General features: G+C 60.7%; 16 protein-coding genes and 2 pseudogenes. 8 read left to right on the forward strand and 10 right to left on the reverse strand.

Features of this window, described 5'->3' with window-relative positions; all coding sequences use genetic code 11:
• Positions 1 to 11: 11 nt before the first annotated feature.
• Entirely contained in the window at positions 12 to 1364 is a 1353-nt protein-coding gene (gene gorA / locus A1WC_RS02110; RefSeq protein WP_012967102.1) for a glutathione-disulfide reductase, read from the forward strand.
• Positions 1365 to 1417: 53 nt separating this feature from the next.
• On the opposite strand, the gene A1WC_RS02105 is transcribed toward gorA, so the two are convergent.
• Entirely contained in the window at positions 1418 to 2041 is a 624-nt protein-coding gene (locus A1WC_RS02105; protein WP_012540364.1) for a glutathione S-transferase family protein, read from the reverse strand.
• 135 nt (positions 2042 to 2176) lie between these two features.
• Between A1WC_RS02105 and A1WC_RS02100 the strand changes: the two genes are divergently transcribed.
• The 3 genes from A1WC_RS02100 (at position 2177) to A1WC_RS02090 (ending at position 5817) form a co-directional block, all read left to right on the forward strand.
• Entirely contained in the window at positions 2177 to 3325 is a 1149-nt protein-coding gene (locus A1WC_RS02100) for an iron-containing alcohol dehydrogenase (protein WP_012540363.1), read from the forward strand.
• A gap of 239 nt (positions 3326 to 3564) precedes the next feature.
• Positions 3565 to 5217, forward strand: a complete 1653-nt coding sequence (locus A1WC_RS02095) for an alpha,alpha-trehalase (protein ID WP_008806929.1) — start codon at positions 3565 to 3567, stop codon at positions 5215 to 5217.
• Positions 5218 to 5283: 66 nt separating this feature from the next.
• Positions 5284 to 5817 carry a GNAT family N-acetyltransferase gene (locus A1WC_RS02090; RefSeq protein WP_012967100.1) on the forward strand — a complete coding sequence of 178 codons (534 nt, stop codon included), beginning with the start codon at positions 5284 to 5286 and terminating at the stop codon, positions 5815 to 5817.
• Between the two features lie 24 nt (positions 5818 to 5841).
• Here the strand turns inward: A1WC_RS02090 and A1WC_RS02085 are convergent, their stop codons facing one another.
• Positions 5842 to 6600: an SDR family NAD(P)-dependent oxidoreductase gene (locus A1WC_RS02085; RefSeq protein ID WP_012967099.1), complete on the reverse strand. Its 759-nt coding sequence runs from the start codon at positions 6598 to 6600 to the stop codon at positions 5842 to 5844.
• A 119-nt stretch (positions 6601 to 6719) separates the two neighbouring features.
• On the opposite strand from A1WC_RS02085, the gene A1WC_RS02080 reads away from it, so the two are divergent.
• The 3 genes from A1WC_RS02080 (at position 6720) to A1WC_RS02070 (ending at position 10351) form a co-directional block, all read left to right on the forward strand.
• Positions 6720 to 7619, forward strand: a complete 900-nt coding sequence (locus A1WC_RS02080) for a LysR family transcriptional regulator (protein ID WP_016161931.1) — start codon at positions 6720 to 6722, stop codon at positions 7617 to 7619.
• Positions 7620 to 7725: 106 nt separating this feature from the next.
• Positions 7726 to 8757: an inner membrane protein YhjD gene (yhjD, locus tag A1WC_RS02075; RefSeq protein WP_012967097.1), complete on the forward strand. Its 1032-nt coding sequence runs from the start codon at positions 7726 to 7728 to the stop codon at positions 8755 to 8757.
• A gap of 271 nt (positions 8758 to 9028) precedes the next feature.
• Positions 9029 to 10351, forward strand: coding sequence for an MFS transporter (locus tag A1WC_RS02070; RefSeq protein ID WP_016161932.1), 1323 nt, complete (start codon positions 9029 to 9031; stop codon positions 10349 to 10351).
• Between the two features lie 37 nt (positions 10352 to 10388).
• On the opposite strand, the gene A1WC_RS02065 is transcribed toward A1WC_RS02070, so the two are convergent.
• Positions 10389 to 12440 (reverse strand): AsmA family protein, encoded by a 2052-nt coding sequence (locus A1WC_RS02065; protein ID WP_012967095.1) that lies wholly within the window; start codon positions 12438 to 12440, stop codon positions 10389 to 10391.
• 194 nt (positions 12441 to 12634) lie between these two features.
• Here A1WC_RS02065 and A1WC_RS02060 point away from each other — a divergent pair, with 194 nt between their 5' ends.
• Positions 12635 to 13564, forward strand: a complete 930-nt coding sequence (locus tag A1WC_RS02060) for a sugar kinase (protein ID WP_012967094.1) — start codon at positions 12635 to 12637, stop codon at positions 13562 to 13564.
• Positions 13565 to 13617: 53 nt separating this feature from the next.
• On the opposite strand, the gene A1WC_RS02055 is transcribed toward A1WC_RS02060, so the two are convergent.
• The 7 genes and pseudogenes from A1WC_RS02055 to A1WC_RS27705 all read right to left on the reverse strand — a co-directional run.
• Positions 13618 to 15120, reverse strand: a complete 1503-nt coding sequence (locus A1WC_RS02055) for a M16 family metallopeptidase (RefSeq protein WP_008806921.1) — start codon at positions 15118 to 15120, stop codon at positions 13618 to 13620.
• A gap of 219 nt (positions 15121 to 15339) precedes the next feature.
• Complete coding sequence (locus tag A1WC_RS02050; RefSeq protein WP_008806920.1) at positions 15340 to 16626, reverse strand: dicarboxylate/amino acid:cation symporter; 1287 nt, start codon at positions 16624 to 16626, stop codon at positions 15340 to 15342.
• 156 nt (positions 16627 to 16782) lie between these two features.
• Entirely contained in the window at positions 16783 to 18789 is a 2007-nt protein-coding gene (gene hmsP / locus A1WC_RS02045; RefSeq protein WP_016161933.1) for a biofilm formation regulator HmsP, read from the reverse strand.
• Between the two features lie 243 nt (positions 18790 to 19032).
• Entirely contained in the window at positions 19033 to 22512 is a 3480-nt protein-coding gene (bcsC, locus tag A1WC_RS02040; protein WP_016161934.1) for a cellulose synthase complex outer membrane protein BcsC, read from the reverse strand.
• Positions 22494 to 23603: a cellulose synthase complex periplasmic endoglucanase BcsZ gene (gene bcsZ, locus A1WC_RS02035; protein ID WP_012967091.1), complete on the reverse strand. Its 1110-nt coding sequence runs from the start codon at positions 23601 to 23603 to the stop codon at positions 22494 to 22496. The genes bcsC and bcsZ overlap by 19 nt, the downstream gene beginning before the upstream one ends.
• 3 nt (positions 23604 to 23606) lie before the next feature.
• Positions 23607 to 24923: pseudogene (gene bcsB / locus A1WC_RS27700) on the reverse strand (cellulose biosynthesis cyclic di-GMP-binding regulatory protein BcsB); the annotation flags it as partial.
• Positions 24916 to 26040: pseudogene (locus tag A1WC_RS27705) on the reverse strand (glycosyltransferase); the annotation flags it as partial. The pseudogenes bcsB and A1WC_RS27705, both read right to left, overlap by 8 nt.
• Between the last annotated feature and the right edge of the window lie 3 nt (positions 26041 to 26043).

Genomic DNA, 26043 nt, shown 5'->3' on the forward strand with positions numbered 1-26043 from the left:
GACATATGGGCATGAGCAAACATTATGATTACCTCGCCATCGGCGGCGGTAGCGGCGGTATCGCCTCGATTAACCGCGCGGCCATGTACGGCCAGAAGTGCGCGCTGATTGAAGCCAAAGAACTGGGCGGCACCTGCGTCAACGTCGGCTGCGTGCCGAAAAAAGTAATGTGGCATGCGGCGCAGATCCGCGAAGCGATTCATCTTTACGGCCCGGACTACGGTTTCGATACCACCATCAACCATTTCGACTGGGAGAAGCTGGTCGCCAGCCGTAGCGCCTACATCGACCGCATCCATACCTCCTACGACAACGTACTGGGTAAGAACAACGTCGACGTGATCAAAGGCTTCGCGCGCTTTGTCGATGCCCATACCGTGGAAGTGAACGGCGAGACGATCACCGCTGACCATATCCTGATCGCCACCGGCGGCCGGCCGAGCCACCCGAATATTCCGGGTGTGGAATACGGTATTGATTCCGACGGTTTCTTTGAACTGCCGGCGCTGCCGAAGCGCGTGGCGGTGGTCGGCGCGGGCTATATCGCCGTTGAGCTGGCGGGGGTGATTAACGGCCTCGGCGCCGAAACGCACCTGTTCGTGCGTAAACACGCGCCGCTGCGCAGCTTCGATCCGCTGATCGTGGAGACCCTGGTGGAAGTGATGAACGCCGAAGGCCCGCAGCTCCACACCAACGCGATCCCGAAAGCGGTAGTCAAGAATGCCGACGGCAGCCTGACGCTGGAGCTGGAAGATGGCCGCAGCCAGACCGTAGATTGCCTGATTTGGGCGATTGGCCGCGAACCGGCGACCGATAACTTCAACCTGGCGGCTACTGGCGTCAAAACCAACGAAAAAGGCTACATCGTCGTTGATAAGTTCCAGAACACCAACGTGCCGGGCATCTACGCGGTGGGCGATAACACTGGCGCCGTCGAGCTGACCCCGGTGGCCGTGGCCGCAGGCCGTCGCCTCTCCGAACGCCTGTTTAACAACAAGCCGGAAGAGCATCTGGACTACAGCAACATCCCGACCGTGGTCTTCAGCCACCCGCCTATCGGTACCGTCGGCTTAACCGAGCCGCAGGCGCGCGAGCAGTACGGCGACGACGCCGTGAAGGTCTACAAATCCTCTTTCACCGCGATGTACACCGCCGTCACCTCGCACCGCCAGCCGTGCCGCATGAAGCTGGTGTGCGTCGGCCCGGAAGAGAAGATTGTCGGGATCCACGGCATCGGCTTTGGGATGGATGAGATGCTGCAGGGCTTTGCGGTGGCGCTGAAGATGGGCGCCACCAAAAAAGACTTCGACAACACGGTTGCCATTCACCCGACGGCGGCAGAAGAGTTCGTCACCATGCGCTAAGACGCGATCGCCGGATGATAAAAAGAAGCCCCCAGGGGCTTCTTTTTTTATGTTCAGGCCACGCCGTTATTGCCGTGGCGCATAAACGCCGGGCGCTGGTTGAGCGCCATATACCAGCGTTCCACGGCCGGCATCTCCGGATGGGCAAAAGGGGTCATCTTCCAGCGATGCACCGACAGCCCCAGCACGATATCGGCGAGGGTGAAGCGCTCGCCGGCTATCCACGCCCCGGTTCGCTGCAGTTGCGCTTCGACAATGCGCACGCAGTGGGTCCAGGTGGCAATACTCTCTTTAATCGCCGCCGGATCCTGAAAGCGCGGATCTTTACGCACCAGCCCCATAAAGGCATGGCGCCAGGCAGTGTTAAACTCGGTCGCCTGCCAGTCCATCCAGTGCTCCACCTCGGCGGCGGGCTGTGGCTCGGCGGGCAGCAGATCCCAGCGCTCCGCTTTCCGCGCCAGATAGCGGCAGATACTGTTCGACTCCCAGAGCACGAAGTCACCGTCCAGCAGCACCGGCACCAGGCTGTTAGGATTCAGGCGCTGAAACTCAGGCGTATCCAGAGGCTTAAATCCGCTGCCGTAATCCTCCTGCTGGTACGCCAGCCCGGCTTCCTCGCAGGTCCACAACACTTTCCGTACATTGATTGAAGAGCGTTTGCCCAGAATTGTTAGCATTGTCAGCGATTCCTCAGCCATAAAAGAGAGATCTTTCACTCTACTCTATTGTCAGCCTTGCCAGCCAGCAACAAGGCAGAGTAGTGGATAATGTGTATAGTTGATTCCAGCCTGTTTGCCGAAAAGGAACCCGACATGTTGACCCCTTTTACCGTTTTGATGCCCGCAAATATTCGTTTTGGCCGTGGTCAGGCCCTGAGCGCTGCCCCCTGGCTGGCGCAGCAGGGCGGCCCCATTCTGCTGGTGCATGGCGCCAGCCCGCAGCGGGCGGCGTTTCTGCGCCATCAGCTGGAGGCGCTGCAGCTGGAGGTCACGATGCTGGCGATAAGCCGCGAACCCTGGCTTATCGATATCGAGCAGGGCGTCCAGCTGGCGCGCGAGAAAGGCGTCCGGGCAGTGGTCAGCCTCGGCGGCGGCGCGGTGATTGACGCCGGTAAGGCGATTGCGGCGCTGGTCCCCGCCGCCGGCCCGCTGGTCGACTATCTGGAGGTGGTGGGAACGGGTCGTCAGCTGGAAGCCAGTCCGCTGCCGTTCGTGGCGATCCCGACCACCGCCGGGACGGGCGCGGAGGTCACCAAAAATGCGGTGATCAACGTCCCGGAACAACAGCGGAAAGTGAGCCTGCGCGACGACCGAATGCTGCCTGACCTGGCGATTGTCGACCCGGCGCTGACCGACAACGCGCCGCGGAGCATCACCCTGAGCTCCGGCCTCGATGCCCTGACCCAGGTGATCGAGCCCTGGCTCTGCAGCCGGGCCACTCCCTTCACCGATGCCCTCTGCCAGCAGGCGATCCCGCGGGGCATCCGCGCGCTGAAAATTCTGATGGAACAAGAGTGTCCGACCAGCCGCGACGAGATGGCCTGGGTCAGCCTGTGCGGCGGACTGGCGCTGGCGAACGCCGGGCTGGGAGTGATCCACGGCCTCGCCGGCCCGCTGGGCGGCCTGAGCCGCGCCTCGCACGGTGCTTTATGCGGCAGCCTGCTGCCGTTTGGCCTGGCGCTCAATGAGTCGCAGATAAGCGACCCTGCCCTGCGCCAGCGCTTCAACGACGTTCGCCGCTGGCTGGCCGACGGGCTGGACGTCCCTGTGGATCGGGTCTGGGACAGTCTGCGGGAATGGAGCCATCGCGCCGGCCTTGGCACCCTGCGCGACCTCGGCGTAGCGCGCGATGCCCTGGAACCGGCGGCGCTGGCCGCCAGCACCTCCTCATCGATGAAGGCCAACCCGGTCAGCCTGAGCGGCGAACAGCTGCTGGAGATGCTGGAGGCGGCGTGGGAGTGAGCGCCCCGGGATAAAATTTTGTTGCATAATGAATGCTCCGAATTTCATCTGTGCCAGGATGTACAATTTTTAATTACTTATCAACAGCATACTTTAAAATGACAGCTTTTCTTCTCGGCGGAAAAGCGTGATCTCACGCACAGTTTGCTTCACACTCACCGAAGCGACTGTCTACGCTTAATAGACAAGGCCGGGTATGCCCGGCCCCGAACTCACGCTATCCGGAGGTCCGTATCGCTATGTTCAGCCAGAAATTACGCCACGTTGAAGACGACGAGTTAAGGATCGACATCGATCCCTGCTACGAAGCCGATCCGTACGAATTAAAGCTGGATGAGATGATTGACGCTGAACCGGAGCCTGAGGTGATCGAGGGGCTTCCGGCGTCCGATGCCCTTACCCCGGCGGATCGCTATCTTGAGCTGTTTACCAACGTGCAGAAATCACGCATCTTTGCCGACAGCAAAACCTTCCCCGACTGCGCGCCGAAACACGATCCGCTGGACATCCTGCGCAACTACCGCAAGGTCAAACGTCAGCCCGACTTCGACCTGCGACAGTTCGTGGAAGACAACTTCTGGCTGCCGGAGAACCAGACCGACGTCTACACCTCGGACCCCAGCCTGACGCTGAAAGAGCACATCGATAAGCTGTGGCCGGTGCTGACCCGCGAGCCTCAGGATCATATCCCCTGGTCGTCGCTACTGGCGCTGCCGCAGGCCTATATTGTGCCTGGCGGTCGCTTTAGCGAAACCTATTACTGGGACTCTTATTTCACCATGCTGGGGCTGGCGGAGAGCGGCCGGGAAGATCTGCTGAAATGCATGGCCGATAACTTTGCCTGGCTGATTGAAACCTACGGTCACATTCCGAACGGCAACCGCACCTACTACCTCAGCCGATCGCAGCCGCCGGTGTTTGCCCTGATGGTCGAACTCTTTGAAGAGGATGGCGTGCGCGGCGCGAAGCGCTATCTGGACCATTTGAAGATGGAGCACGCCTTCTGGATGGACGGCGCCGAGTCGTTGATCCCGCACCAGGCGTATCGCCACGTGGTGCGTATGCCGGATGGCTCCCTGCTCAATCGCTACTGGGACGACCGTGACACGCCGCGGGATGAGTCCTGGCGCGAGGACGTGGAGACCGCCCGACACTCCGGGCGGCCCGCCAATGAAGTGTACCGCGACCTGCGGGCGGGCGCCGCGTCCGGCTGGGACTACTCCAGCCGCTGGCTGCGGGATATCACGCGGCTGGCCAGCATCCGCACGACGCAGTTTATCCCTATCGACCTGAACGCCTTCCTGTTCAAGCTGGAGACGACCATCGCCAATCTCTCCGGCCTGAAGGGCGATCGCGAGACAGAGGCGGCCTTCCGCCAGAAGGCTCAGGATCGGCGGGCGGCGGTCAACCGCTATCTGTGGGATGATGAGAACGGCTGTTTCCGCGATTATGACTGGCGCCGTGAACAGCTGGCGCTGTTTTCCGCGGCCAGCATCGTCACCCTTTACGTCGGCCTGGCGACTCACGAGCAGGCAGAACGCCTTGCCGATGCGGTGCGGGCCCGCCTGCTCACCCCCGGGGGGATCATGGCCACCGAATATGAAAGCGGTGAGCAGTGGGATAAACCTAACGGCTGGGCGCCGTTGCAGTGGATGGCGATCCAGGGATTTAAACGTTACGGCCAGGATCCGCTGGGGGATGAGATTGCCTGGAGCTGGCTGCAGACGGTCAATCACTTTTACAAGCAGCATCACAAGCTGATTGAGAAATACCATATTGCCACCGGCGTCCCGCATGAGGGTGGCGGCGGGGAGTATCCCCTGCAGGATGGCTTTGGCTGGACCAACGGCGTGGTGCGCCGACTGATTGGCCTGTACGGTGAGCCAACCTAGTCGGGCTGTTCCCGGCGGCTTTCTCCTGCTATGTTCAGAGGATTCGCCCTGCCCGGAATGACGCTTATGCCTGAACTCCTGACGCCGCGCCTGCGCTGCTCACCGCTGCAGCTTGACGACTGGTCGTTTTTTCTTTCCCTGCAGCAGGATCCGCAGGTCATGCTTTACGTCGCCGATCCCCGGCCGCAGGCGGCCATCCGCGAGGCGTTCGATTCGCGGCTGCCGCCGTGGGCGCCGGGGGATGAACACTGGCTGTGCCTGGTGGTGCGCGACAGGCTCACCCATACCCCGCTCGGCCTGACCGGTTACCAGCATCATCAGCGCGAGATTGCCGAGGTCGGCTTTCTCTTCGCTCCGGCGGCGCAGGGCCGGGGCTACGGCTACGAATCGCTGCGCGCGCTGTGCGACTACGCCTTTACCACCGGCGGCGTCCGCCGCCTGACCGCCAGCGTCACCGCCGGCAACGAGGCGTCTAAGCAGTTGTTGCTCAAAGCCGGCTTCCGGCTGGAGGGGGAGCTGCGGGAGAACTACTGGCTGAACGGGCGCTGGCACAATGACTGGCTGTTCGGTCGGCTGCGTGGGGAGGGCGATGCGCCGTAGCGCACCGCCCGGCGTCAGTCTGGCTCAGAGGAACATCCCGCCCGAGACTTCCACGCGCTGCGCGTTCATCCACGCCAGCTCATCGCTGAGCAGGGCGGCGATGGCGTCGCCGATATCATCCGGCAGCCCGACGCGCCCCAGCGCGGTCTGGGCGGCGATATGCCGATTCACCTCGGCGTTATCGCGCACCACGCCGCCGCCAAAGTCGGTCTCGATGGCTCCCGGCGCAATGATATTCACCGAAATACCGCGCCCGCCCAGCTCTTTCGCCTGATAGCGGGTCAGGACCTCCATCGCCCCCTTCATCGCGGCGTAGGCCGCATAGCCCGGCAGGGCAAAGCGCGCCAGGCCGCTGGAAACGTTGAGGATCCGTCCCCCGTCCTGCAGGAGGGGCAGCAGCCGCTGGGTCAGGAAAAATGGCCCTTTGAACTGGATGTTCATCAGCTCGTCAAACTGCGCTTCGCTGGTCTCGGCGAAGGGGACGTTAAGGCCGATCCCGGCGTTGTTCAGTAAATAATCAAAGGTGGTTCGCCCCCACTTCTGCGCCAGCACCTGTGCCACCTCGCTGGCGAAAGCGTCAAAACTTGAGATATCCCCGACGTTCAGCGCTAATGCTGCCGCTTTGACCCCTTTTTGCTCGATTTCTGCTACCACGTCGAGGGCCGCCTGGCGGTTGCTGTGGTAAGTCAGAAGAATATCGGTTCCCTTCGCCGCCAGCTTCAACGCGGCGTTTTTACCCAGACCGCGGCTGCCGCCGGTCACTAAAGCGATACGTTGTGTCATCAGAAGACCCCTTTCAGGTTGCGTTGTGATTGTGTTCTAGCTTATTAACTGCCAGTGAAACAATAAATACGCTACATTACGTTTTACTGTTTCATTCATAACAACAATAGGCGATCGGCATGGATAAAATTCATGCAATGCAGTTATTCATTCGCGTAGCGGATCTGGAGAGTTTTTCCCGCGCCGCCGAGACCCTGGCGCTGCCGAAAGGCAGCGTCTCGCGGCAGATTCAGGCCCTGGAAAGCCATCTTGGCGTGCGGCTCCTGCACCGCACTACCCGCCGGGTTCAGCTCACCCAGGATGGGATGGTCTACTATGAACGGGCAAAGGATCTGCTGAGCAACCTCGATGAACTGGACGGCATGTTCCAGCACGATCCGGCGAGCATCAGCGGCCGGCTGCGGGTGGATATGCCGGTCGGTTTTGCTAAAAAACTGGTGATCCCTCATCTGCCGACTTTTTTACAGCAGTATCCGGGCATCGAACTGGAGCTGAGCAGCAGCGATCGGCTGGTGGACGTGATCCGCGAGGGGTTTGACTGCGTGGTACGCGTCGGCGCGCTCAAAGACTCAGGGCTTATCGCCCGCCCACTGGGCAAGCTGACGCAAATTAACTGCGCCAGCCCGGACTACCTTGCGCGATTTGGCTATCCGCAATCCCTTGAGGATCTGGCGGATCATGCCCTGATCCACTACGCCAGCACCCTCGGGGTCCGTCCCCCCGGCTTTGAGGTGGTGATCGATGGCGCGGTGCGCTGGATAAAAACCGGCGGCATATTGACAGTCAACAGCACGGAAACCTATCAGGCAGCCTGTATCGCCGGGCTGGGGATCATTCAGGTGCCACGCACCGGCGTGCGCGAGGCGTTACGCGCCGGCGACCTGACGGAGATCCTGCCCCAGTACCGCGCCGAGCCGCTGCCGGTCTCGCTTATCTACCCCCATCGGCGCAATCTCTCCCGTCGCGTACATCTGTTTATGGAATGGCTGGGCGGGCTGATGAAAGCGTATGTCGATTGATCCACACGAGTGGAGAACGGGGGGCAGGCAGAGGCGTTCCTGCAGGATACGCCATTTAAGGTATACTTTTTGCTGAATCTCGCGGTAAAAAAGGAAGAAATCACGTATGACGCCGGAAAACGACGATCGACGCCCACCACAGGAACCGGACACGCAGCCGGAGAAAAACAAAAGCCCCCTCGACGCTCTCAATGACACGGCCGTCGGGCAAAAAGCCAGCCAGGCGCTGAAGACCGTCACCGGAACGGCGGCCAAAGTGCAGCGCAACCCGGTGATCGCCCATCTGATACGCGCCGCAGAACGTTTCAATGACCGACTGGGCAATCAGTTCGGCGCGGCCATCACCTACTTCTCGTTCCTGTCGATGATCCCGATCCTGATGGTCTCCTTTGCCGCCGCCGGCTTCGTGCTGGCCTGGCACCCGACCCTGCTGCAGGACATTTTCGACAAAATTCTGCAAAACGTCAGCGACCCAACGCTGGCGGCGACCTTGAAAAACACCATCAACACCGCGGTGCAGCAGCGTACCGCCGTCGGTCTGGTCGGCCTGCTGGTCGCCCTCTATTCCGGTATTAACTGGATGGGCAATCTGCGTGAAGCGATCCGCGCCCAGTCGCGCGACGTCTGGGAGCGCCGGCCGCAGGACGAAGAGAAAATCTGGATAAAATACTTCCGCGATCTTATCTCGCTGATCGGTCTGCTGGTGGCGCTGATTATTACGCTGTCCATCACTTCTGTCGCGGGTTCCGCCCAGCAGTTGATTATCTCCGCGCTGTATCTCGACAACATTGAATGGCTGAAGCCCGCCTGGCGGCTGATCGGCCTCGCCATCTCGATTTTTGCCAACTATCTGCTCTTTTTCTGGATCTTCTGGCGGCTGCCGCGCCATCGTCCGCGGCGCAAAGCCCTGTTTCGCGGCACGCTTATCGCGGCGATTGGCTTTGAAATCATCAAAATCGTCATGACCTGGACGCTGCCGGCGCTGGTGAAATCCCCCTCCGGGGCGGCGTTCGGATCGGTGCTGGGGCTGATGGCCTTTTTCTATTTCTTTGCCCGCCTGACGCTATTCTGCGCCGCATGGATCGCCACCGCGGAGTATAAAGACGACCGGCGGATGCCTGGCAAAACCCACCGTTAACGCATTGCGAGGATGAATTGAAGAGGCAAAATTCATCCTCGCGCTTTATTTCAGTAGATAAATCCACCCATTAACTTTTATTTAACCAAAAACTGGTTTTATCCTCTATCTTTTTAATTGTGTGAAGCATTTCATAGAACCATTTTTACTGGTGTAAAAATTATCCGCTTTTTGCCTGTTTTTTGCCCACTTTCCACGTTTGTTACAGATTGAAATGTCCCTGTGGCTGTGGCTATATGGCTTTTCGTTCGCGCAAAAATAAGAAAGATCTATGCAAGCCACAGCCACCACACTCGAAAACTCGCAGGAAACCGCCCCGGTCAATTCACGCAACAAAGTCGTTGTCGCCTCGCTCATTGGCACCGCCATTGAGTTTTTCGACTTCTACATCTATGCCACTGCCGCGGTCATCGTCTTCCCGCATATCTTTTTCCCGCAGGGCGATGCCGCCGCGGCCACCCTGCAGTCGCTGGCCACCTTCGCCATCGCCTTCGTCGCCCGGCCGATCGGCTCCGCGCTGTTTGGTCACTTTGGCGATCGCGTCGGCCGCAAGGTCACTCTCGTGGCCTCGCTGTTAACCATGGGGATCTCCACCGTGGTGATCGGCCTGCTGCCCGGCTATGAAAGCATTGGCATTGTCGCGCCGGTGCTGCTGGCGCTGGCGCGCTTCGGTCAGGGGCTTGGCCTCGGAGGGGAATGGGGCGGCGCAGCGCTGCTGGCAACGGAAAACGCCCCGGCGCGCAAGCGCGCCCTGTACGGCTCCTTCCCGCAGCTGGGCGCGCCGATCGGCTTCTTCTTCGCCAACGGCACCTTCCTGCTGCTCTCCTGGCTGTTAACCGATCAGCAGTTTATGGAGTGGGGCTGGCGCGTGCCGTTTATCTTCTCCGCGGTGCTGGTGATCATCGGTCTGTACGTGCGCGTCTCGCTGCACGAAACGCCGGTCTTCGCCAAAGTGGCAGCGGCGAAAAAACAGGTCAAAATCCCGCTGGGTACCCTGTTGACCAAACACGTCCGCGTGACGGTGCTGGGCACCTTCATCATGCTGGCAACCTATACCCTGTTCTACATCATGACCGTCTACTCGATGACCTTCAGCACCGGCGCCGCGCCGAATGGCCTGGGCCTGCCGCGTAACGAAGTGCTGTGGATGCTGATGATGGCGGTGATTGGCTTCGGCGTGATGGTGCCTGTCGCCGGCCTGCTGGCGGACGCCTTTGGCCGTCGCAAGAGCATGATTGTCATCACCACGATGATTATTTTGTTCGCCCTGTTCGCTTTTAAACCGCTGCTGGGCTCCGGTAACCCGCTGCTGGTCTTCGCCTTCCTGCTGCTGGGTTTAAGCCTGATGGGACTCACTTTTGGCCCGATGGGCGCGCTGCTCCCGGAGCTGTTCCCGACGGAGGTGCGCTACACCGGCGCGTCGTTCTCCTATAACGTGTCGTCGATCCTCGGCGCCTCGGTCGCGCCGTATATTGCCGCCTGGCTGCAGGGCAACTATGGCCTGGCGGCGGTCGGCACCTATCTGGCGGCGATGGCGGCGCTGACGCTGATCGCCCTGCTGCTGACCCACGAGACCCGCCACCAGTCGTTGTGATCCTTCGCCCTGACGCCGCTGGCGTCAGGGCTCTCCCCTACTTTTTCATCTGTGACAAAATGGTCCGACACTGGTTGCTATCGCCCTCCGCCGGGGAGACCAGCGCCAGCAGCGCGGCAGCCGGCGTCACCAGGGTCGCCAGCGCCGCCGCTACCGCACCGCGGACAATCAGCGGCCCGGCCTTCACCCCCGCCTGCGGCGATTTAAAGGTGCCCCGAACATACAGCGGTGAACGCAGGGTGATCACCCGGAAGCCTTTGCTTTCCGGATCGATGGTCAGGTCCAGCTGCTCGGAGGCGAAGCTGGCGGTTCCGGTCACATTGATCAGCGCGTTTTCCGTATCGAAGGCAAAAATCTGCGGCCGGGCGACGCCGTTGGTCACGTCGATATTGGCCGCCGCACAGTTCACCCGAACTTCCTCATCACCAAAAATCTGGCCGATCAGGTAGTTGCCGACGTTAAGACCGAGAATTTCCATCAGGTTACGACTGATCAGGCCGTCGTTCATCAGCAGTTTCAGGTTGCCATTACTGTTGCCGAGCAGGGCCGCCACCGAGTTGCCGCTGCCGCGCAGCTGAACATCGCCATTCATCTCGCCAAGGGTTTTCTGCATCATCTCGACGTTCGGCATCAGCGCCTTCAGCTTCAGGCGTCGCGCCTGCAGATTGGCCTCACCCTGCAGCGGCTTTTTATCGCCCTGCAAGTGTACGCTGCCGGCAATCGACCCGTTGGCCAGGCCAAAGCGCACCGGCTGCAGGCGCAGGTCGCCATCTTCCAGGATCACATGGGTCGACAGATCGCTGATCGGCAGGGTGCCGCCGTGCTCAATTCTCCGGCCCTTAAAGCGTACATCGGCATCCATCACCTGCCATTTATCGGTTTCAAAACGGTCTGCCGGCAGCACTTTACCCGCCGGCTGCGGTCGGTCGCCCGCCTGGCGCGCAGCGCCTTTCTTCGTCCCTTTGCCGGAATCGACGCCGATTAACGGCCCGAGATCCGCCAGCCGCAGCTGCTTCGACTCCATATCGCCGCTGAGTTTCGGTCGCGGTTTGCCGGTGGTATAGGTGAGGGAGCCATGAATGTCGCTATCGCCGATCCGACCATTAAAATCCTGGTAGTCAAAACGCATGCGGTTTTTCTGCTTAAAGTCGGCGCGCAGGCGGCCATCGGTAGAGAACGATGGCGTCTCCGGCAGCAGCACACCGGTCAGGTCGTAGAGATCGCGCAGCGAGTCGCCGGCGAATTTCAGCCGCAGGTCAATACCGCCGACGTTGAGCGGGTCGCTGACCGTGCCGCTGAATGCCACCCGGGTGTTGCCGGAGTGGAAGTCGCCCTGCAGCGGGAAAGGGGTGCTTGCGCTGCGCAGGGCCAGCATGCCGCCGATTTTACCGTTGCCGGTGACCGGCTGGTCCTTGTAGCGGCCCTTCAGCGACAGGCCAAAGACATAGTCACCCACTTTCGCCGCGCTATGCTGATCCTTCGTGCCGGTCACTTCGCTGAACGGCAGCGGTTTGCCGAGGGGATCGACAAGGATGGTGATATCGCTGCGGGTGATCTTGTCATCGATGGCGATAGTCCCGCGGTCAAAGAGAATATTATCGAGGCGAAAGGACCAGCTGGAGGGCGCGCTGTCGCCCGACGTACGCTGATCGCCAGCCAGCTGAAAGGTCCAGTTATTATTGTCTTCCGCCAGGCGGATCAGCCGCACGTCGGGCTGTTCCAGCTTGATCCACGGCAGGTACACCGTTTTGCTCAGCAGCGCCAGCGGGGCGAGGGTCGCCTCCACCCGCGGCAGGTGGATCATAGTCACCTGGGGGATGGCCGGCGGGTTGCCCAGCACGATATCTTCCGCGTGCACATGGGGCCACGGGATCCAGCTGCGCCAGCCGCGCTCGTCCGGCTGCCGCTCCCAGACCACGCCGAGATCGCCGCGGATGGCGAACGGGCGGTTAAGTTCGGCGGACACTTTCTGATTGATCGTCGGCTTCAGCCGGTTCCAGTCAAAGGTGGCCAGCACGATAAAGAAGAGAACGATCAGCAACAGTATCGTTCCTGTGATGATAACCAACGTTTTACGGGTTCTGCTCATCCCTACTCCGCTCCTTTTGCATCACGTCAGTCCTGAATATAGTCAAAACGCGGCGTTTATCCTGGAAATGCGCTTTTCGTCACATTACGCGCGTCAGGTCAAAAAAATAATGGAACGATGTTTTAATATGATTGACCAGCAAAACAGCGCAGCGCACACTAGCGCTTATATCGATTCCATTGCAGGTTCTGGCTATGTCTAAAAAAATTGCCGTTATTGGCGAATGCATGATTGAGCTGTCAGAGAAGAACGGGGCCGTTAACCGCGGCTTTGGCGGCGATACCTTAAACACCTCGGTCTATATCGCGCGGCAGACCGATGCCAGCGCACTGAGCGTCCACTATGTCACCGCGCTGGGAACCGATGCGTTCAGCCAGCAGATGCTCGACAGCTGGCAGCAGGAAAACGTCAACACCGATCTTATCCAGCGGATGGCCGACCGCCTGCCGGGGCTGTATTACATTGAAACCGATGACACCGGCGAGCGCACCTTCTACTACTGGCGCAACGAGGCGGCGGCAAAGTTCTGGCTGGAGAGCGATCGCGCGGCGGCGATTTGCGAAGAGCTGGCCACTTTCGACTATCTCTATCTGAGCGGCATCAGTCTCGCCATTCTCAGCCCGGCCAGCCGCGACAAGCTGTTCACGCTGCTGCGTGAGTGCCGCGCCAACGGCGGCAAGGTGATCTTCGACAACAACTATCGTCCACGCCTGTGGGCCAGCCAGGCGGAGACGCAGCAGGTCTATCAGGAGATGCTTGCCTGCACCGATATCGCGTTTCTGACGCTCGATGATGAAGACGCGCTGTGGGGGGAAAAACCGGTTGCTGAGGTGATCGCCCGCACGCATGCCGCCGGCGTGGAAGAGGTGGTGGTGAAGCGCGGGGCGGATGCCTGCCTGGTCTCGGTTAGCGGGCAACCGCTACAGGAAGTGCCGGCTGTCAGGCTGGCCAAAGAGAAGGTGGTGGATACCACCGCCGCCGGAGACTCCTTCAGCGCCGGCTACCTGGCCGTTCGCCTGACCGGCGGCGATGCTGAATCCGCCGCCAAACGCGGACACCTGACCGCCAGCACGGTGATCCAGTATCGCGGGGCGATCATCCCGCGGGAAGCGATGCCGCAGTAATTCTCCGCAGGAAGCGCTCTCCGGCCGCCGCTGGCGCGCCGGAGAGGCGTTAGTTACTGCCCTGGCGGGATGTCGCTGGCCTCGCTGTGGGCATCAACTGTATCAGCGCTGCCGCTGACCGCCGCGGCCGCCGGATTCGGCGCCATCAGTTTTTCCCACGTGGCCTGCAGCTCCTTCATGTTGTATTCCGGTTCGCCTTTCGGCTGTTGTAGCACCAGCGCCATATCCTGGGACAGCTGCTGACGCAGGTACTGATTCAGCATGTCTACCGTCAGGGAGTTGAGGAACTCCTGGCGCAGCTTCTGATACTGCTCCGGCGCGATATCCACCACCTGATTCTGCAGGGAGCGCATGCGCTGGCTCATCAGAATATCGGTGTCAGTGCGCGCATAGGTGGCAAACAGCCTCTGCAGCTCGAGGCTTTTCTGGGCGATAAGCGCGTCAAACTCCTCCTGCGGCAGGCCGTTGTCCCGCACTTTCGCCAGCTCGCGCGAGACCACGCTCAGGTTGTTGTTCAGACGCTCGCCCGGCGATTCGATGTTGATCGCGCACTGCGCGCGCTGATAGAGCACCCGGCAGTCAAAGCCAAGACCAATATCCTTCACGTTATTTTTGCTCAGGCTCTGCTGCACGTGCCAGAACAGCGCTTCGCGGGCGAGGTCGTCGCGCCAGTAGCGCTGCAGCGCCGCGGAGTCGCGGATTGGCTGCCAGGGCGCATCCCACATGATGGACAGTTTGTCCTGACGCACCGCGCTGGTCATGATGCTGACCGGCACGGTAGGCAGTGGCGATAAGGTCGGCACCGCCGCGGGCGTTTCCCGCTTGCCCTTCAGATCGCCGAAGGTTTTGCTGATTTGCTCAGCGACGCTGCGGCTGTCGACGTTACCGACCACAATCAGCGTCATGGCGTCGGGGGTGTACCATTTATGATAAAAGTCTTTCAGCTGCGCCACGTCTATCGGCTGCTTCAGCGGCGCGGCAGGATCATGGCCCAGCATGGTGGACCCTTTCAGGCGGTAGCGCCACCAGCCCTCTTTGGTATCCAGCGGCCACGTCGCCACCATGTCGCTGCCCTGCAGCGCATGATTGATCGATTCAGGCGTAATGGTCAGCTTACCGCTGGCGTCCGCCAGCCAGCTCAGCGCCTCTTTCAGCAGATCGTTGCGGTTATTGGGCAGACTGAGATTAAACATTGTGTAATCGTAGGAGACGATGGCCGGCGGCAGAGGACGCTTCGGGTCAATACTCTGCTGCCATAAAGAGCGCGCCTGCATCGTCGGCAGGCTGCCGCTTTGCGTCAACGCCAGGCGAGGAACAAAGCGGCTGAAACCACTCTGCTGAGTGCTTTCGCTCAGCGAGCCAATATTCACGGACAGACGGACTTCAATACGGTCGCTGGGACGCTGCGGCGTGGCCAGCACCTGCCACGTCAAACCATTCGCTAAGGTCCCTTGTTGCCAGGCCGGATCAGGCTGGAGCGCTTCTGCCTGCACATAACCGGCCGCCGCTACCATCAGCAAACCGCCCGTTAAAAGTTTAATTGTTGTGCCCTGCATGTGAACCCCTGATGAACATTCCTGGTTACAACAGCACCCCACTGACGGGCTGCCGAAAAAAGTGAGAGTGAAATACGTCGGTTAGACCACACGGAGACGAAAATGTCGCATGACAACGCAAAATAATCATTTCGTGTCATTTCCGCCAAGCGGAAATGACCTCTAATTATGCGCAGGAGCCCGTACTCCAGCAAGGGAGTACGGGCCTAAGAGGAGGATTTAAGAGGATAATTCGTGCGATTTGTTCGCTGGAACACGGTTATTCAGAACATCATCCATCTGTTTGGCATCGAGTTCTTTGACCCATTTAGCCACCACCACCGTAGCGACGCCGTTACCCACCAGGTTGGTCAGCGCACGGGCTTCGGACATAAAGCGGTCGATACCGAGGATCAGCGCCAGGCCCGCCACCGGCAAATGCCCGACGGCGGAGATGGTCGCCGCCAGCACGATGAAGCCGCTGCCGGTCACCCCCGCCGCCCCTTTCGAGGAGAGCAGCAGCACCACCAGCAGGGTGATCTGATGGAAAATATCCATATGGCTGTTGGTCGCCTGGGCGATAAAGACCGCGGCCATCGTCAGGTAGATGGAGGTGCCATCGAGGTTGAACGAATAGCCGGTCGGGATCACGAGGCCCACCACCGATTTGCGGCAGCCCAGCTTCTCCATCTTGTCGAGCATTCTCGGCAGCGCTGATTCTGACGAGGAGGTTCCCAGCACAATCAGCAGCTCCTCACGGATATAGCGGATAAATTTGAAGATGCTGAAGCCGGTAGCCCGGGCGATACTCCCCAGCACCACCACCACGAACAGAATACAGGTGATGTAGAAGCAGATGATCAGCTGCCCCAACTGCACCAGGGTGCCGACGCCATATTTACCGATGGTAAAGGCCATGGCCCCGAAGGCGCCAATCGGCGCCAGGCGCATGATCATATTGATGATGCCGAAGATAACCTGGGAGAAGCTTTCAATGACGTTGAAAATCAGCTGGCCCTTGCTGCCCAGACGGTGCAGGGCAAAACCAAACAGGACGGCGAACAGCAGCACCTGCAGAATGTTGCCGCTGGCGAAGGCGCCAATGACGCTGCCCGGGATCACATCCAGTAAAAAGGCCACCACCCCCTGGTCTTTCGCCTGCTCAGCGTACACCGCCACCGCTTTCGCATCGAGCGTTGACGGGTCGACGTTCATCCCGGCGCCAGGCTGCACCACGTTGACGATAATCAGACCGATAATCAGCGCGATGGTGCTGACCACTTCGAAATAGAGCAGCGCCACCGCCCCGGTACGACCGACGGCTTTCATGCTTTCCATCCCGGCGATCCCCGTCACGACGGTACAGAAGATAACCGGAGCAATCACCATTTTAATCAGCTTAACGAAGGCGTCGCCGAAGGGTTTCATTTGCGCGCCCAGTTCCGGGTAAAAATGGCCCAGCAGAATACCGATCGCTATGGCCGTCAGAACCTGGACATAGAGGCTTTTAAAGATAGAGGTTTTCATAGGGTGTCCTTTGGGAATAACCACAGAGCAAGAAGGGATATTTGACGTCTGTGGCTTAAAAATAACACCCTGGAAACATTTCAGAAATAACTAACGCCGAAAGTGCAACGCAATTGTTAAAATCTTTGAGCTGACTCGCACAAGTCAACAAAACATTTACAAATTTTCATCCTCACGAACCGGGGAGAGATAGCGCGCGCTGAATGCCTCCAGCGGCAAAGCGCAACCGAACAGATGGCCCTGGAGCACCTCGACGCCCGCGGCTTGCAACCAGCGGTACTGGGCGTCGTTCTCCACCCCTTCCGCCACGATACGCAGCGACAGGCCGCGCGCGAGCTGGATCATCGCCGGCACCATGCTGACATCCTCCGGCAGCATATCGATGAATACTTTATCGATTTTCAGAATATCCACCGGCAGAGCTTTCATCTGCTGCAGCTGGTGCAACCCGGCATAACCCATGCCAAAATCATCCAGCGCAATCTGTACCCCGGCCTCGCGCAGCGGTCGCAACCGCGCCATCACATCCTGCGGATCGTCCATCCGGCAGCTCTCCGTCACCTCGAGGATGAGGGTGCCAGGGGCGATACGGTAGCGGGCGATCAGCTTTAGCATCTCCTCGCCACGGTCGTGTTCCAGCAGCTGGAGCAGGGAAACATTGACCGACAGCGGCAGCATAATCCCCTGGCTTTGCCAGGCCGCCAGCTGGCGGCAGGCCTCTTCCATCACCCAGTAGCCGACCGGGATAATCAGCCCGCAGGACTCAATGCGCTCAATCAGCGACGGCGGTAGCGACCAGCTGCCATCCGCCTGCCGCTGGCGCAGCAGCACTTCGGCGCCGCAGATCTCGCCGCTGGCGCAGGCCACCTGCGGCTGCAGCCAGATAGCGAACTGCTGGTTGTCGAGGGCGGTCATAATGTCGTGCTCTTCCATCAGACGGCGCTGAGCCTTTTCCATCTGCTCGGGATCGAAGAACTCAATCTGGTTTTTGCCTTTACGTCGTGCGGTGACGGCAGCCGACACCGCGCGCCGGTAAAACTGCTCGGCGCTGAGCCCGGCGTGGAACATGGCGATCCCGACGCTGGCGTAGGGCCGCAGCTGCAGCCCATGCAGCGGCAAACGCTCATTAATAATAGTGAGCACTTGCTTACTTAACGTCACCGCCTGCCACGGTTCGGCAAGGCCATCGGCGAGAATCGCGAAGTCATACCCGCTCACCTGAGCCAGCACCATTTGCGGCGGAATGGCGGCTCGCAGCTTCTCCACCAGCGTCAGGAGCAGCATTTCGCGCTGGCTTTCCTTGAGGACCCCGGCGGCATCCTGCAGGGTTTCGCAGGCGACGACGATTAGCGCGGCGCTCTGGGGGCGGGCCACCGTCTGCTCCAGCATCGCCAGCAAAAAGGCTTTATTCGGCAACTCTGAGACCGGGAAGCGGGTCGACTGGATGGACAGTTCATCATGCTGGCGCACCAGGCTCTGCTGGTTGCGGTTATAGCTGCGCACCAGCATACCGATCTCGTCGTCATGGTGCAGGCGCGGGAGCGTTAGCTGATGGCCGAGACGATCCTGCTGGGAGAGATCGTTCAGCTCGCGGGCGATACGCCGCAGGGGGCGCACCATCAGCCGGTTGATGCACCAGGTAAGCGCCACCGTCAGCATCAGCACCAAAAGTAAGTAAGCCGTCACTAACGTAGCAAGGGCGCTCATGACGAATTTATACATGCGGTATGAATCCGCCTGCAGCACGAGATAGGCCAGCGGCTGGGGGTTAGCCGGCCGTTCCAGTGAATAAATAGGCAGCGAAATCTGCACCGGCAGCTCAAACAGCCGGGTGACGGTCACCGGCACCGGCCGCTCGGGGATAAATCGCATCCGCAGCGCCTGGAACTGGTTCGGCAACACCACATCCGCCCGGCTGACGATGCCAGCAGGCTGGATACGGCTTAAAATGGCTTCCGCTTCCGGAATATCGGCTTTCAGAATAGCCGCAGACAGCGGTTCGCGAACGGATCGCGCGATACTTTCTAACTGCGTGGCCGTGGTAAAGCGACTCTGTTGCACAAAGTGAAACAGCAAAATAGTGCAAAAAACCAATACAAAGGCCATGGACACGCTCGCGACCATCGCCATCTGTTTGATTGTAAGTGAACGGCTGACGCGCAACGGTGTTCTCCACTGATACTGAATGCATACCCGGTATCAATCCTTCAATGCCGGTCGTTTCAGGCTGATTATATACTCAAATCCTTCGCCCACGCCCGCGAGGGATGAAGTGACGGGATATTTCCGCGCGGTGGCGCAGACGCCGGGGAAATCGCCCCGGCGGCCGACGGTGGGCAATGCCTCACGAGTATACGCGAAGCGCGTCGTGGAGTGGCGCTCTGTGACGTAATTCAGCCTATTCTGCTACCAGTCGGCGTAGGGCACCAGCGGCTGGGGCGGCATATCCAGATCCCCCTGCCAGCCGGCTGCCGAGTAGCGGACGTAAAGCAGCGCATGGCTCGGGGTGTAATCCTTCGCCTGCTGAATATCGACCGCGGCGCCGACGAACCAGTTGCTGGTCACCCGCCGCTCCACCAGCGCTCTGGCGGTGTAACCGAATCCCTGGCTGCTGCTCCCCTCCTCCGTCAGCTCGCTGGCGCGCTGGCGGTAGTCGGACGGGATCAGGTTCAGCAGCGGATAACGGGCTTGCGTCTGGGTGCGCGAATGGGACCATGACACCGACCCGCCGAGCTCCCAGGACCAGTTCTCGGTACGCTGACGCCAGGTCACCGGCACGGCGAATGAGAGATACTCCTGCGGGCTGTAATAGCCGCCCTGGCCGAGGGTGTAACCGCTGAGATCTTTGTCGTAGTGCCAGATCATATTGTTGAGGCCGACGGTGACGCGACGATTATTCTCGTTGATGACCTTGTAGTAGTACCCGGTCATCCAGCGCACGCGCCAGTTATCCGCCACGTTTTTACCGGTCAGCGAATCGGCCCCCAGCGAGGACCAGATGCCGTGCGCTTCGCCCCGGTCATAGCTGAGGCTCAGGCCGCCGCCGTCGGCGCGGACGCCGCCCCAGGTGGTGCCGGTATGGCTGCTGCTGTCTTTCTGCCCGCCAAAGGAGAGCAGCGAGCTGGAGATGGGGCGCCGGTGGACATTGACCGTGTACCCCACCGGCCCGACGTCGCTGCTGTAGCTCAGCCCCCCCACCACATCGACGACATTGAAGCCCATCGGGGTGGTGCCGATATCGCCACTCCAGGTGTCATTCTTCCAGCCGACCGCCACGCTGGCCCCGCTGTCGGTCTGGTTTTTACTGCCGCTGGTACAGGCGATCTCCCCGCAGGTGCCCCAGCTGGGCGAGTAGCTCCCGTCGCTGTGGGTGGAAAAGCTGCCGGCATCCATATTGACCAGATCGGTGCGGAAGAACATCCGGCCATCCGCCAGCGGAGCATCCACCTGCAGCATGGTGGTATGCGCCTTCAGGTCGGAATAGCCGCCGGTGCCGCTGGAACCCCAGAAGTCGTGTTCCAGGGTGACGTTCAGATCCTGCTGGCGATAAAGATCGGCGGCATCGCTACGGATCCCGCGCTTCAGCCAGTCATCCCGGCTGTCGTTGCGCGTCAGCCGCGTAAAGGTATCGTTATCCTGCGGCTGCGCGGGGGCGATGCCGGAGGCCACCATCGCCTCCCGGTAGTGCGTCAGCGCCTGCTGCGGCGCCCCGGTCTGGGTGGCAAAGCGCGCGGCATCGCGCAGCACCAACGCGCTCTCCATCGAGGGCGGCTGCGCCTTCGCCTGCGGCACAATCTGGTTAAAAATCTGTTGCGCGTCAGCGGTATCGCCAAGGCCGGCTCGCGCCAGCGCGACCCGACGCTGCATATTCATGGATTCGGTCTCTGCGCCTTTCAACTGCATGACCTGCGCCCGGGCGGCCTGTTTATCGCCCTCGGCCAGGTAGACTTCCGCAAGGCCGAGGCGCGCATCGCCGTTGTCGGCCTCCTGGCGCAGCACCCGCTGATAGTCGGCAATCGCCGTCTGGCTGTCGCCGCGCTGCTGCGCCCAGTCGGCGAGCGTCAGGTCATAGCGCACCGAGTCGGGCTGCTGTTGGATAAGGGCGATCGCCTGCGCTTCGTTACCGCTGTCGCGCAGCTGGTTGGCCTGGCGCAGCACCCGGTCGCTTTGCAAACGCGCTTCGAGCTCACGAATATTATCCGTCCACGCGCTGCGCGGCAGAGCGGCGATTTGCGCCAGGGCCAGATCGTCCTGGTCGTTTCCCGACAGGTAGAGCCCCGAGGCGTAGACCCGTTCAGCATCCTGCGGCTGGCGGTTGACCATCGCCCGCATCAGCGCGTCGGCCTCCTGGCGTTCACCGGCGCTAACCAGATCGCGCGCCAGACGGTAGGTTATCCACACGCTGTCCGGATCCAGCGCCAGGCGCCGACGCTGGACTTCCGCCGCCTGCGCCCAGTTGCCCTGACTTTCCAGGGCCTGCGCCTGTTTCTCCAGCCGGTCGTTGGTCAGACTGCGCTCAATATCATCGATGCTCCGCCGCTGAGCGGGAGGGAGGCCGGCGATCCAGGCGCTGGCTTTCTCCGGCGATTCGGCGCGATAGAGGTTGGCCAGACCGCGCACCGCCAGATTATTACCGCGATCCAGGCGCAACGCCTGCTGGTAATAGCGCTCCGCCGCTGCCGACTCTTTGCGCGCCGCCGCGACGTCCCCCAATCCCAGCACGGCATAACTGTCGGTGCGATCGACCCGCTGCGCCTGGGCATAATAGTTCTGCGCCTGCGAAAGCTGGCCGGCTTTCAGGGCGTTATCCCCCTGCTTGATCAGTAGCCAGTAACGGTTGGTTTGCAGCAGGCTGTCCCATTTGCCGCGGTTCGGGCTGTCGGGGTCCATGGCAATCGCTTTATTGAGCTGCGCCACTGCCCGCGCGCGATCGCCGCGCTGGGAATAGGCCTGACCGAGGGCGCCCACCGCATCGCTGTCGCGGCTGTCGGCCTGAACGGCTTTCTGAAGATCCGCGACCGCCTGCGAGGCATTCCCGGACTTGACCGCCGCCAGCCCTTCCGAGCGGGCGCGGAAGGTCGGATCCTGCAGCTGCGCCTGCTGCTGGTCGAGCAGAACGCGGGCGTTCGCCGCCACCGAGCCGGTGGGAAACTGCAGGAGAAATTGCTGCAACGCCTGCACGCTGGCCTTGCTCACCGGCATGCTTTTCACTTCACTGAACCACATGTCGGCGGCGATGCCGCGTCCTGAGGCCGAGCGGGCCATCTCCGCCAGATAGGCAAACCCTTCCTGCGGTTTGTTATCGGCAAACATCTGCTTCGCCAGCGAAGTCAGCAGGCTGACGTTGCCCGGCGCGCTGGCGTTCAGCTTTTTCAACTGGCTGACGCCTTCGCTATGGCGAGCGGGCAGGCGCGCCACCAGCGTCCAGTATTCAATGGCGACGTCAACGTCATCCGGCACCCCGCCGTACAGTTTTTCATAGGCGGCGATGGCTTCATCGACCTTCCCGGCCACGCCCAGCAGTCGCGCCTGCTGCAGCGCCTGCCGGCCCTCGCCGGTGTTGCTTTTCATCTCATTGCGCGACGCCTTCAGCTCCGGGGAGTCCGGCGCCAGCTTCGTCAATCGTTCCAGCTCTTTTTGCGCCCCGGCGGCATCCCCCTGACGCAGCAGGTAGCGCATCCGCGCGGCAATCAGATCCGGGTTGTTGGGATCAATCAGCTCCAGGCGGTACAGCGACTGGCGCACCAGGTCTTCACGATTACTGGCCTCGCCAAGGCGGACCTGCTCCAGCAGATGCTCCTGGGCAGGCGTCGTCGCCGCCTGCGCTAACGGCAGCAGCGCCACGCCGAGGGACAGCGTGAGTAAACTTAGTGAGAGCTTGCGCATTCCTGGTTCCAGTCAGGTTGTAATTCGCCACCCGCAGTGAAACGAAAACGGTGTTGATCCCAACCCTGGCCGAACAGCGTCAGAACTGCGCTGTAGTAGGCATCCGCGCCGGGATAGTTATCGGCGACGCGCTGGCGTTGCACCGACCGGGCCTCGTCGTCCTGTAAAAACGGTAGCATCACCGCGGAGAAGCCCACGGGCCCCTGGCCGCTGGTTTTGCCGGTGGCGATATTCACTTTCTCCGGCGGCACCCCCTGCTCCGTGGTCTGCGCCGCCATCGGCGCGAAGCGTTGCAGCAGGCGCGCTTTCTGCTTATCGCCATCATGGAGCATGCCCACCCACAGGTAGACGCGAATCGCGTCATAGCTGCCGATCAGCGGCTTTTCGGTTTTCAGCTGCCAGCCTTTCCCTTTCTCATAGCGCACCCAGTCCGGGATAAAGCCTTTCGGCGCGGTCTCCAGCAGCAGGCGCAGGTTGCTGTCGCGCAGGGCAGGCCACGGCGCGCCAAAACGCACAAAGTAGGTGGCCAGCTGCGGCGGAAGATAGCTGGGGTTAAACCGCCAGCCGCTGTCATCGGCAAAACCGACTTTTCCCGGCAGCAGCATCGTGCCAAGACCGGGCACCGCCACCGTCTCTTCCTCGACAATCCGCGCCAGCAGTGCTTTGCCGGTCTCGGTGTACTGCGGCTGCTGCCACAGGCGGCCCGCCTCCAGCAGCGCCCAGGCTATCCACAGATCCGAGTCGGAGGCCGAGTTGCTGTCCAGCAACGTCCACTGCTCATCGTCCTTTTTGCCCCACAGCCAGCCCGGCAGATGTTGCCGCAGGTCGCCTTCCGCCAGGTTGTTCTGCGTCCAGGTCAGTAGTTTGTCGAACCCTGCGCGATCGTTGGCGGCCAGGGCGAAAAACAGGCCATAGCTCTGTCCTTCCGAGGTGGAGATTTTGCGCGCATCGCTGGGGTCAATCACCCGTCCCTCAGGGCTGACGTACGCTTTTTTAAACTGCTCCCAGGCGGGCCACTGGCAGGCGGCGCTCACCGGGCCCGCCGCCAGCAGCAGCGCGGAGAGCACCGCGCCACAAAGTACTTTCATCATGGTTTATTCATCATCCAGGCTAAGACGGCGGCGACTGATGATGCGCAGCATGCGCCACAGCACCCACGCCAGCAGCACAATACTGATAGCGGCGAAGATCGCCAGCAGTATCGGGTGGTTAGAGAGCGCGAACCAGATGCGCTCGAACCAGGGCAGATGACCCACGTAGTAGATATCCCCTACCCGCAGACTGTTGACGCCGGACTCGCGGATCACCGCTACCGAGCCAAACATTGCTGCCCGCTTACCGCTGTCGTTGAGGGCGTTGGTCAGCAGTTCATTACCGCGCGGGCTGTCGGCCAGCAGGGCCACCACGCTGCGCTGATCGTTATACGGCGACTGGAAGCCAATCACCGCCGCCATCGGCCCGGAAGAGGTAATGTCGGTGCGGGTATTGGGCGTGCGGGCATCGTCATCGGGATAAATGCTCGCCAGGTCATAGTGGCGCATCGGCATTTTCACCCAGCTTTTGGTCGCCTCGACCAGCAGGTTGATTTTGGTGTCGTCCTTGAGGGACGACGGGATCGCGCCGATCAACAGCAGATCCGCATCTTTGTTCTTGATCTGGTTGCCATCGTCGGTCATCTGCAGATTAATCGCCGCCAGACCGGTCTGCGAACCGATACCGCCCAGCGCCTGCAGCAGCGTCGCCACCTGGCCCTGGGTCGGCGCTTTCGGCACCACCACCAGCGTGTCGGAGAGGTCGGCCATACGGCTGTAAGGGAAGCCCGCATTGGCGAAGACGCGCAGGTCCGGCAGGGCGATAAAGTGATAATACTTCGAGAAGTCGATGGTCGAATCGTCGCCAATCACCACATGGTTCTGCACCGGCTGGAAGGTAATACAGTTGTCGATGGAGCCGCCCGGCATCGGGTTCATGTACTGGAAGTCAAAGCGCAGCTGGTTGACCGCCCCGAGACGCAGCGCGGGGATGGTGACCTCTGATTTGCCGTCCAGCAGCCCCTGCAGCACCGGCAGGCGCAGGATCAGTTTGTTCACGTCCTGAGCGCTGTTCAGGCTGAACGACTGCAGGAACTGGTCGTTGAGGCTGATATCCATCCGCGAACTGTCCTTCACCGGCGGCATGGTGTAGCGATATTTCAGATCCATATCGATGCCGTTGGCCCGCAGCAGATAGAGATCCGGCGGCAGATTAAGCGCCACGGTGATGGCATCCGGCACCAGCCCGCTGGACTGCAGCTGTTGCTCATAGGTTTTCAGCTCAGCGAAGGTGACCGAGCGGTCGGTGCGCACCCAGTTCGGTGCGTCGTAAGGCTGACGCGGCTGCAGGATTTTGATGCCGTCCACGGTGACGCTGCTGGAAGGTCAGGCCGCGACCAAACAGGGGATTATCGACGCGAAAGATCTGCGTCATCCCGCGCGCCCAGCGGGTTCGCTGGATGACGTGCACCACCAGACGTTCGGTGGCGAGACCAGCCGCCAGCGGAATATCGAGAAAGGCCGACTTCCATCCCAGACGCTGAAACTTCAGCGCCGTATGGGCATCTTCGGTCACCGTTTCGACAGCGAAACCGCCGATCTGCGCCAGCGCCTCGCGGCGGATCACCGCGCAGGAGCCGCAGAAAAAGGTGGCGTTCCAGTTGTCGTTCCCCTGCTGAATCGGGCCATAGAACAACATCCCTTCGTTCGGGATGTTGCGCCCGACGGAGAGGTTACGTTCAAACGGGTCCGGGGAATAGAAATAGTGCGGCGTCTGCACCAGAGCCAGCATCGGATCTTTCAGGAAACCGCCGACGGTGGCCTGCAGGAAGACGCGCGTGGCGACGTGGTCGCAGTCGAAAACGCAGATAAGCTCCCCGTGGGTCAGGGTCAGCGCATGGTTAAGGTTCCCCGCTTTGGCGTGCTTGTTGTCGTTACGGGTGATATAGCCCACGCCGACGTCGGCGGCGAACACGGCAAACTCACTGCGTTTGCCATCATCCAGAAGATAGATCTTCATTTTATCTTTTGGATAATCAATGCATTGTGCCGCCAGGACGGTATCGCGCACCACCTCTAACGGTTCGTTATAGCTCGGAATATAGATATCGACCGTCGGCCACTTGCTCATATCATCCGGCAGTGGAACAATGCCGCGCTTCAGCGGCCAGACCGTCTGCAGGTAGTTAAGCAGCAGCATCACCCAGATATAGACCTCCGCCAGAAAGAGTCCCATTCCGAGAATGGCTTCAATGGACGAGTTGAAGTGCAGGGTCTGCGTGAGGCGAAAATACATGTAACGCGTGGACATCAGCAGCGACGTGACGACCATAATGACCGATACGCTGCGGCGCTTGCTGAAGCCCATCAGAAAGAGAATACCGATACTTAGCAGACCAAAAATATACTGCTTTTGGCTGTCCATCGGCGTGATCACCACCAGCACGGCGACGGGAGACAGCACCAGCGCCAGCAACCAAAAAAGAGATTTTTTCATTCA

The sequence above is a fragment of the Klebsiella sp. KTE92 genome, assembly GCF_000398905.1.
Lineage (GTDB): Bacteria > Pseudomonadota > Gammaproteobacteria > Enterobacterales > Enterobacteriaceae > Klebsiella > Klebsiella variicola.

Excerpts from the sequence above, each read along its gene's own strand:
- gorA (WP_012967102.1), top strand. The coding sequence starts at position 12 with ATGAGCAAACATTATGATTACCTCGCCATCGGCGGCGGTAGCGGCGGT.
- A1WC_RS02105 (WP_012540364.1), bottom strand. The coding sequence starts at position 2,041 with ATGCTAACAATTCTGGGCAAACGCTCTTCAATCAATGTACGGAAAGTG.
- A1WC_RS02100 (WP_012540363.1), top strand. The coding sequence starts at position 2,177 with ATGTTGACCCCTTTTACCGTTTTGATGCCCGCAAATATTCGTTTTGGC.
- A1WC_RS02095 (WP_008806929.1), top strand. The coding sequence starts at position 3,565 with ATGTTCAGCCAGAAATTACGCCACGTTGAAGACGACGAGTTAAGGATC.
- A1WC_RS02090 (WP_012967100.1), top strand. The coding sequence starts at position 5,284 with ATGCCTGAACTCCTGACGCCGCGCCTGCGCTGCTCACCGCTGCAGCTT.
- A1WC_RS02085 (WP_012967099.1), bottom strand. The coding sequence starts at position 6,600 with ATGACACAACGTATCGCTTTAGTGACCGGCGGCAGCCGCGGTCTGGGT.
- A1WC_RS02080 (WP_016161931.1), top strand. The coding sequence starts at position 6,720 with ATGGATAAAATTCATGCAATGCAGTTATTCATTCGCGTAGCGGATCTG.
- yhjD (WP_012967097.1), top strand. The coding sequence starts at position 7,726 with ATGACGCCGGAAAACGACGATCGACGCCCACCACAGGAACCGGACACG.
- A1WC_RS02070 (WP_016161932.1), top strand. The coding sequence starts at position 9,029 with ATGCAAGCCACAGCCACCACACTCGAAAACTCGCAGGAAACCGCCCCG.
- A1WC_RS02065 (WP_012967095.1), bottom strand. The coding sequence starts at position 12,440 with ATGAGCAGAACCCGTAAAACGTTGGTTATCATCACAGGAACGATACTG.
- A1WC_RS02060 (WP_012967094.1), top strand. The coding sequence starts at position 12,635 with ATGTCTAAAAAAATTGCCGTTATTGGCGAATGCATGATTGAGCTGTCA.
- A1WC_RS02055 (WP_008806921.1), bottom strand. The coding sequence starts at position 15,120 with ATGCAGGGCACAACAATTAAACTTTTAACGGGCGGTTTGCTGATGGTA.
- A1WC_RS02050 (WP_008806920.1), bottom strand. The coding sequence starts at position 16,626 with ATGAAAACCTCTATCTTTAAAAGCCTCTATGTCCAGGTTCTGACGGCC.
- bcsC (WP_016161934.1), bottom strand. The coding sequence starts at position 22,512 with ATGCGCAAGCTCTCACTAAGTTTACTCACGCTGTCCCTCGGCGTGGCG.
- bcsZ (WP_012967091.1), bottom strand. The coding sequence starts at position 23,603 with ATGATGAAAGTACTTTGTGGCGCGGTGCTCTCCGCGCTGCTGCTGGCG.